The 8293-nt window shown below is 32.0% G+C and carries 8 protein-coding genes; 5 read left to right on the top strand and 3 right to left on the bottom strand.

Features of this window, described 5'->3' with window-relative positions; all coding sequences use genetic code 11:
• Positions 1 to 370: 370 nt before the first annotated feature.
• Complete coding sequence (gene larE / locus RINTHH_RS08155; RefSeq protein ID WP_008235251.1) at positions 371 to 1174, bottom strand: ATP-dependent sacrificial sulfur transferase LarE; 804 nt, start codon at positions 1172 to 1174, stop codon at positions 371 to 373.
• A gap of 488 nt (positions 1175 to 1662) precedes the next feature.
• Here larE and RINTHH_RS08150 point away from each other — a divergent pair, with 488 nt between their 5' ends.
• The 5 genes from RINTHH_RS08150 to RINTHH_RS11090 all read left to right on the top strand — a co-directional run bounded on the left by RINTHH_RS08150 (position 1663) and on the right by RINTHH_RS11090 (position 5535).
• Positions 1663 to 1875: a DUF2997 domain-containing protein gene (locus RINTHH_RS08150; RefSeq protein WP_008229927.1), complete on the top strand. Its 213-nt coding sequence runs from the start codon at positions 1663 to 1665 to the stop codon at positions 1873 to 1875.
• Between the two features lie 47 nt (positions 1876 to 1922).
• Positions 1923 to 2309, top strand: coding sequence for a DUF1257 domain-containing protein (locus tag RINTHH_RS08145; protein WP_008235249.1), 387 nt, complete (start codon positions 1923 to 1925; stop codon positions 2307 to 2309).
• Positions 2309 to 2698, top strand: a complete 390-nt coding sequence (locus RINTHH_RS08140; protein ID WP_155943955.1) for a ferredoxin — start codon at positions 2309 to 2311, stop codon at positions 2696 to 2698. The genes RINTHH_RS08145 and RINTHH_RS08140 overlap by 1 nt, the downstream gene beginning before the upstream one ends.
• Positions 2699 to 3895: 1197 nt before the next feature.
• A complete protein-coding gene (locus tag RINTHH_RS10865) occupies positions 3896 to 4093 on the top strand; it encodes a hypothetical protein (protein ID WP_196794899.1) in 198 nt (65 codons plus the stop codon).
• 1178 nt (positions 4094 to 5271) lie between these two features.
• On the top strand, positions 5272 to 5535 hold the full coding sequence (locus RINTHH_RS11090; RefSeq protein WP_008235243.1) for a hypothetical protein: 264 nt from the start codon (positions 5272 to 5274) through the stop codon (positions 5533 to 5535).
• A gap of 652 nt (positions 5536 to 6187) precedes the next feature.
• Here the strand turns inward: RINTHH_RS11090 and RINTHH_RS08130 are convergent.
• Positions 6188 to 7369: an LL-diaminopimelate aminotransferase gene (locus tag RINTHH_RS08130; protein ID WP_008235238.1), complete on the bottom strand. Its 1182-nt coding sequence runs from the start codon at positions 7367 to 7369 to the stop codon at positions 6188 to 6190.
• A gap of 52 nt (positions 7370 to 7421) precedes the next feature.
• Positions 7422 to 7757 (bottom strand): thioredoxin family protein, encoded by a 336-nt coding sequence (locus RINTHH_RS08125; RefSeq protein WP_044304906.1) that lies wholly within the window; start codon positions 7755 to 7757, stop codon positions 7422 to 7424.
• Positions 7758 to 8293 lie beyond the last annotated feature (536 nt).

The following is an 8293-nucleotide window of genomic DNA, read 5'->3' as shown; positions in this document are numbered from 1 at the left end:
CATTCCCTGACAATTATTTATAAATTGTTATTTGCAATAACATCTAAATATTGCTATATATTTGTGTTTTATCAAGGAATATTTTTAATTATGATTAATAATCTACATAGTTAGTAATGATTACTTTAAATTTTCCTACTTTTTAACGTCTTATCAAATTTGATGTGCCTCTTATATGTTAGTATTTTCACATATAAGCTTATCTAAAAACTACTTATTATCTATTCTCCAGGTATATTATTAATAATAATTTATATAGTAAAAACCTCATAATACAATTGACTAATTATTAAGAGAGCAAACTTATTAATAATGTGAAATTATAGCTGGTATATTTTCAATTCCATTTATCATATTGATTTCTTGCCTCTTACTGAAAGACTTGATTTAATTTACCACTGCGATAACCTTCCAAATCTAAGGTTACATATATAAACCCTAAATCTTGTAATACATTTACTAACCTAGGTAAATCAGTATTTAAAATGAAATCCTGAATTGTCTCTGGTGGTAATTCAATACGTGCTGTATCTCCTTCAGAGCGTACCCGTAAATTTTTATACCCCAATTTATGCAAATAAACTTCTGCTCTTCCAACCCTATGTAACTTGCTTGCTGTGATTTCTTCTCCATAAGGAAATCGAGAACTTAGACAAGGTTGTGCAGGTTTATTCCACCAAGGTAAACCCAATTGTTGAGATAGCTGACGTACCTCGGCTTTAGTAATATTGACCTCTACTAATGGGGATCTTACACCTCTTTCTTTTGCTGCTTGTATTCCTGGACGATATTCATTTAAGTCATCTGCATTGACTCCATCAATGATATAGGGGTAACCCAAATTTTTACCCAACAATTTTAGAGTATCATGGAGTTCGCTTTTGCAAAAATAACAACGGTTAACAGGGTTAGATGTATAGTTAGGATTCTTCATTTCCTGAGTTTCTAATATTTGATGGCAAATCCCAATAGTTGCAGCTTGAAGTTTTGCGTTTTCCAGTTCCTCAGGTAAAAAAGACGCAGATACGGCCGTTATGGCTAAAGTATTATCTCCCATTACATCATAGGCTATTTTTGCCACTAAAGTACTATCAACTCCCCCTGAATAAGCAATCAAAGCTTGTTCCATTTCTGCAAACAATGCCTTAAGTCGCTTCAACTTTTCTACTATCATTCCCTAAAAATCCAAAGAAATACAGTAAACAATATTTTATCGCTGGGAGAGTTAAAAGGGCAGAAAGTTTAGTTAGAGTAAAATATTGTTATCACAGTTATTTGTGCAATATATTACAGGTCTTATAATTCTTAAGTATCACTATATATTACTTCTAAGTGCCTATTACTTATATTGTACATGGTTTTATGAATGGCATTTATTTAAACCTTGCAAAAATCAAGTCAATACTTTAACTAATCAAATTTAGCTAGAAAATATGTATAGATGAGGAATTATGACTAACATTAATAAAAAATAAGTTTTGTAAACTTTGTAAAATACATGTTTTCATATAATAAGATAATTTTAGGTAATAAAATATTAAACAAAATACTGTAACAAATACACATACCCTTTTTATTCTTTGTGTTTGCCTGCGGTCATTAGAGAATACTCAAGTAATGCTTGAGTTAGTATTTGTCATTGTATTATGATTTGTTAAGAATATGGAAACTTTAGAGTTTATTATTTACCCAGATGGGTATGTGCAAGAGCGAGCAACAGGTATGGTTGGTAATTACTGTACCGTAGTAACAGCATCAATTGAGGATAAATTGGGTGTAGTTGTCAAGCAAAGACAAACTTCTGAATACTTTGCTGATTGGGCACAAGAAAAATCTGATATTGTTAATGCTCATAATATCTATAGCAACTGGTAATTCTGGTAAAATTTTATCTTCTTTTTAAAGTGATTCAGGAAACGATAATGTCACACTTTAGCCAAATCAAAACTAAAATTCTTAACATAGAATGCTTGCAGGAAGCATTAAGCGATCTGGGTATTGGCTGGAAAGCAGGGGCTAGTCAGGTTAGAGGTTATCAAGGCCAAACCTGTACTTCAGAACTCATAATTGAGCAAAATAATGGCTATGATATAGGCTTCAAATGGAATGGAAAAGAGTATGTACTTGTTACAGATTTACAATATTGGCAGCAGAACTTGACAGTTGAATGCTTTTTGCGTAAAGTTACTCAGCTTTATGCTTGTAGAAGTATATTAAAAGAAACATCAAAAGCTGGATTCCAGGTAGTAGAACAAAAGAATAATGCAGATGGTTCAATTCGACTGGTTGTTGAAAGGTGGAGTTCATGATGGATGATTTTTTGGTGTGGCAAGAGTTGAAGGTTAAGCCCTCTGGTCTTGAGCCAGAGCTGGGTGGGTATTTACGGAGGGCTCCGGAACGTTCTGGTTTTGAACCGGAATTGGGGGGGATATTACGTCAAATGAGTATTTACGTTGATGAAGTTGCCTGTATTGGTTGCAGACATTGTGCTCATATTGCCCCCAATACTTTCTACATGGAGCCTCATCACGGACGTTCTAGGGTTATGCGTCAATATGGTGATATCGAAGATATAATTCAAGAAGCTATTGAGACCTGTCCTGTTGATTGTATTTATTGGGTAGATTATACAAGACTAAATAATTTAGAAGAAGAAAGGAATCATCAGAAAATTAACTTGGCTGGTTGCCCCGCATAAAAATTAGAAGCCTAATAACTGCCTTGAGATTTGAATTCGTTAGCTTGAATACTACTCCTGGGAGGTTGATTGTGATAAATCAACAAGCATTTATAGCAATCCACTCGATATTGGTATTAGGTTCACAATTTTTCCGCAGCTCCTATCGTTATAGCAAATTGAGATTTATAAGGTTATTAAGATAAAATACTAACTACTTAATAATTAAAACCAGCTAAGCCATAATTTTCACATTAGACTTTAAAAAACAATAACTAACTGGTTATATTTCTGCAAAACAGTTTGAATGATTTTTACTGGTACTAATTCATCCAGCTTTAAATTATATTTCTTAAATACTCAAGAATTTTATCTTTACTCTCAAGTAAGATTTGAAATATTATTCTAATTTAAAGTCAAATAATTTGGGGACTAAAATTATCATTGTTATCTACTTTATTTACTAAGTAAACCGGAATTTGGTAGAGTAAATTCAAGAAAATGAAACTCTTGACTATAATCATTACTATCTAATCTTAGGAGATATTACCTAAAATAACTGACTGTATTTTCACAGTATCAGTTTTGCATTTTATGATTAATATTGCCTTATTCCCATTAACATAAAAATAAATACTATTTTCCTAATTTTACACTTAGTTTTATAATCAAATACAAAATATGATTATTTAATATAAATAATCTGTGACTAAATAAATAGTACTAGTAAGTATAGCAACACTAACAGCTCCTATTATTAACTTGATTACGGTTTTGAGAACTTAAATATTAGGTGGTTATATTGCTAAGTGAATACGTCAACCGGTATTATTGGGTTACTTAATCAGGGTTTTAATTATACAGATATTTTGTTCTAAATTCCCTACGGGTATTTAATAAATTAAGCTCTTGGCAGAGAAAAGAATTAAAGGAGTCTAAACAAGTTACCACTCAAGGAAGTTTATTAATAATAAATTGCGGCTTTTTATCTATCCTCATAGGATATTTAAAAACTCTAACCTGCAGAATATTTTCGGGAGCAGTACTCTCCTGATCATCCACTATAGTAGTAATAAAATACTACCCAAACAAGGATAAACTAGTATGATCCATGGTCAGATAATCCTGGGAATTCTTGTTTCCCAAGTTTGGGTATTGGGTTTCATATTAGTAATCTTACTTATACTCGATAATTTGTGAGTAACTGCAGATCCTACTTTGTTAAAAGTCTTTATATTTGCCATTGTTTCTGTTAACATAAGCAGTTGGTTAGTGACACCTGAAAAATTACATGTGACAGAAACAGAAAGTAGTGAATTATTTCTGATGGTAGTAATTGCACATTATTTAGGAGTGACTATAGTCACATCAGAATTGTTCACGTCTATTGAGATGGGAAATTTATCATGGGGTTGATGATTTCAGGAATTGACTATATTGACTAGTGTCCTTTATAAGAATCTTTTGCACTTTCATTAGGATAATTATGGATTCCAACATACTGATCAAGGATTTACGTATAATCCTTGAATTGTTTATAATTATAATTAGCGGAAAAGCTCTAATTATCTTTTCAGTAGTAATGAGTTTCAGTTTTTCTTGTGAAATAGCAATTATTGCTAGCTTGGGGTTAGATCAAATTGTTAATTTTCTTTTGTTTTAGACTTGTTTAAATAACAGCAGAGATTTATTAGCCAGGATAAATACTTACTATTGTTAGTAACTACCACTATTACTTTATTAATAACTTCTTTATCGATGAGAGCATCCTTACCTTTTGTAGAATAGTTAACAAGACTACTATTTCGGCCGTATATCTGCGTTATTTTTAAGAGCCTAAAGCGATTCTAATTCCAAAATATCTTCACAATTATGTGGTACTTGCTGGTTATTGAAAATAGCAAAGATGCTATCAAAAGATTACGGACTAAAAAATACCTTGTATTTTTAGTTATGCTGATTCTGAATTAGTGTTGGAAAAAGCACGTCTATAATTCACAGAATCACTAGCAATAACTTTAGCTGATCTTGTAAGTGCTTGCCCATTACTTAATGCAAATTAGCAAAGTCATCACAAAAATTAAGATGAGAAGAGATAACTTCAGGTGCCAATTATCATAATAGGAGAATATCTAAGAATATTAGTTAAATAAAACATTATTAGGCTATATATAGCTGTAATAATACTTATTATTACTTTATTAAATTTAAAAAATACTCGATTATAGTTAACAAGATATGAAACTATTCTCATCAATTTACATATCGGAAGTATTTTTGAATTCAGAGATTTAAAGGTATTATATTTTGATAGTATTTAACTGCTGAAATTTTATATAAATGCTTAGTATTCAAAAAATACCACTAATCAGTAATTCATGAATCAACGATGGTTTGATTTAATAGTTTAATATATTTTATATCTTAAACTATTCGAAAATAATATAGCCCATTTTCTGATAAACCTAAAAAGTACAAATGCGACATCCATTTCAGAGTATTTCATCTGATAATTATTTAAATACTTTTTTGCCATTACTGTTGTTAATAATTACTTTGATATTAGTAATGGCTGCAATTCCTTACAACCCGATATGATTAGTTTTGGTTTAAATAGCCTAAAGGTGATTCAATGTTGGGATGAAGCTGCAAAACTTAGGGCTGCCTTTATAATGGGTCTGGACTTTTTATATCTAATTGTTTATTCAACTACATTAAGTCTAGCTTGCATAGGTGCAATACAGGCATTTGAAATACTACAGTCATCCTGGAGATATACGAGAGTCTATATTGCTTTGAGCCAGTATCTGGCAGGATTATTTGACATTTTGAAAATACCAATAGTTTACTACCTATAATAGCTAAATGGTGCGTTATTTTAAAAGTAGTAATTATTACTATAGGTTCAACATATATAACAACAGCTGGTATTTTGGGAGTTAAATATTTTGGGATGTAAAGAGATTTAAACCTAACAACTAGTCCCTCCTAGGTAAAGCTATAAACATCACTAACTATAGTAAAAGGAGTATTTGCTATCTTAGGTTTTAAGAATAGGAGTAACTGGATGTTTACATAGTTTACTCTAAAACAGAAGGTGTTTACTAGGATAAATAGGGAAAATAATCCTATAGTTTTTAATTGATCAATTAAAACTATAGGATTATTAATGGGCAATAATAAATAATTATTCTCGACAACATGAATTCATGTTAATGGAATACTTGCTAACATTATTTTTTTGTGTACTCTTTATATTTAAACGTGTTATGGATTTAGATCACAGACAAATGCATTGAAAGACTTTCCACTTAAATACCGACTAAGCAAGCATAAATAAATGAGTATATGGAGCAGAGGCTAGTTTTATTGATACTCTCAAGAATTTATTAAACCTAACCAGCCCAATATCTATAGGGATTCAATAACCAGCTCTGTTAAAGTCTTAAAAGAACAGTAATTGATTTCCGTCAGCATGGTACCAATTAAACTGAAAAGCAATTATAGCATTTACAATTCATATAAAAACTTACCAATTCTTTCTACAGCCGTTTCTAAAACAGATGGTTCATGTACTAAAGCAAAACGGACATAACCTTCTCCTAATTTACCAAAGCCGGCACCTGGAGAGATTATAACCCCTGTCTTTTCTAAGAGCTGGGTGCAAAACTCTGTAGATTTGTCACTCCAAGCTTCTGGTAATTTTGCCCAAATATACATAGTGGCCTTAGGTATGGAAACATGCCAACCAATTTTATATAGTGCTTGGACAAAAACATCTCTACGCTGACGAAATTTCATCACTCTTGCCTTTATCCCTGCTTGGGAAGTTGTTAAGGCAGCTATTGCCCCATTCAAAATTCCCCAGTACTGATTAAAGTCAACCACTGATTTAACTTGGCGTAAAGCACGGATTAGTTCTGCATTACCAACAGCATACCCAATACGGAAACCACCCATATTATAAGATTTAGAAAGTGTAAAAAACTCAATGGAAACACTCTTTTGTGGATCTGCTTGTAAAATTGAAGGTACTTGATTATCCTCAAAAACTAAATCTACATATGGAAAGTCATGTACCAATACCAAACCATGTTGCTGACAAAAAGCAACAGCCAGTTTAAAAAAAGATAATGGGGCAATTGCACTAGTAGGATTATGGGGATAATTCAATACCATCATCTGCGATGCTGATAATACTTCCTGTGGAATATCAGTTAACACTGGTAGAAAGTCATTTTCCTCTTTCAAAGGCATAGTATAGACTTGGCCTTCAGCCAAATGAACCCCTCCAATATGAGAAGGATAACCAGGGTCTAACAATAAAGCAAAATCTCCAGGATTTAATATTGCAAGGGGTAAATGAGCAGTTCCCTCCTGTGAACCAATCAGAGGTAAAACCTCACTTTCTGGGTCAATACAGATACTAAATTTTTGTTCATACCACTGAGCTACTGCTTGCCGAAAATCCCGGGTTCCATGAAAAAGCAAATAACCATGGGTGCTATGATCATATAAAGAGTTAGCAATTGCTTCAATAATATGATCATCGACAGGTAAATCAGAGGAACCCAAGGACAAATCAATTAACTGATTACCAGCAGTCAAAGCCTTTGCCTTTGCTAAATCAATGTCAGCGAAGATGTTTGACTGGAGGTGTTGTAAACGTTTAGCAAACCTTATTTGTCTCATTGCACATAAGCCATCAGGAGCCACCTATAAACCATAACTAATAAACTAATAACTAATTATTATTAAGACAAGTATCAATAAAGTTGATTAACTTATCTTTGCCAATAGCCCCTTCTGTAGAGGCGACAAGGGTACCATCCTGAACAATTCTGAAAGCCGGAACTCCTTCGACATCGCATTGTTTGACTGACCCTGGATTAGGATCAACTTCCATTTTCACAACTTTTAATCTGTCACTATAACTATCAGCGACTATACGAACTAATGGTGACATTAATTGGCAAGGCCCGCACCATGAAGCCCAAAAATAAATTAATACTGGCTGTTTAGACTTTAAAACTTCCATTTCAAACTCAGCATCCCTAATGTTTATCATACCCTTACTCATTCCAGTCTCCATCAAGAAATTTCAATAATAAAAATTAGCATTTTTATAATGTATCCTAATCCCATTCAACTCTTCTAGCATTTTGTTTTTTGAATTACTTTTATTGCATTGAATGGTTGATAGCAATCATACATATTTTTATCCTTAATTGAAATTCTTTTCCATGGAGAGTCACTCAATTTCAGGTATTATCAATGTAATTTCCAGTATGCGTTATGATTATACGGAGCAGATTCCTAGGCTTTGGATTTTAGAACAGCGAAAATTGATGGTATGTTGATAAACAACCAAGAATTGAGAAAATTTATAAATTCTAATCAACAGGAGATCTTTATAATCATCAACCTCCCTTACATTAGATAAATTATTAATCTCTTCACTTTTTTTACATTTCAGTATGGAATGCGTAAAAAACTTTACCTGTGAATATATATTCTATACAAAATAAAATTAATAATAAAACACATACCAAACATCAATTGAATATACAACTGAAGAGTAGTACAGCGATCATAGAAATGAGCGGGAGAATAATT

Source organism: Richelia intracellularis HH01, from assembly GCF_000350105.1.
In the GTDB taxonomy this organism is placed as follows: Bacteria; Cyanobacteriota; Cyanobacteriia; order Cyanobacteriales; family Nostocaceae; genus Richelia; species Richelia intracellularis.
The sequence above is the reverse complement of the archived record's forward strand: the minus strand, read 5'-3'. Positions and strand labels throughout refer to the sequence as shown.

Excerpts from the sequence above, each read along its gene's own strand:
- larE (WP_008235251.1), bottom strand. The coding sequence starts at position 1,174 with ATGATAGTAGAAAAGTTGAAGCGACTTAAGGCATTGTTTGCAGAAATG.
- RINTHH_RS08150 (WP_008229927.1), top strand. The coding sequence starts at position 1,663 with ATGGAAACTTTAGAGTTTATTATTTACCCAGATGGGTATGTGCAAGAG.
- RINTHH_RS08145 (WP_008235249.1), top strand. The coding sequence starts at position 1,923 with ATGTCACACTTTAGCCAAATCAAAACTAAAATTCTTAACATAGAATGC.
- RINTHH_RS08140 (WP_155943955.1), top strand. The coding sequence starts at position 2,309 with ATGGATGATTTTTTGGTGTGGCAAGAGTTGAAGGTTAAGCCCTCTGGT.
- RINTHH_RS11090 (WP_008235243.1), top strand. The coding sequence starts at position 5,272 with ATGATTAGTTTTGGTTTAAATAGCCTAAAGGTGATTCAATGTTGGGAT.
- RINTHH_RS08130 (WP_008235238.1), bottom strand. The coding sequence starts at position 7,369 with ATGAGACAAATAAGGTTTGCTAAACGTTTACAACACCTCCAGTCAAAC.
- RINTHH_RS08125 (WP_044304906.1), bottom strand. The coding sequence starts at position 7,757 with ATGAGTAAGGGTATGATAAACATTAGGGATGCTGAGTTTGAAATGGAA.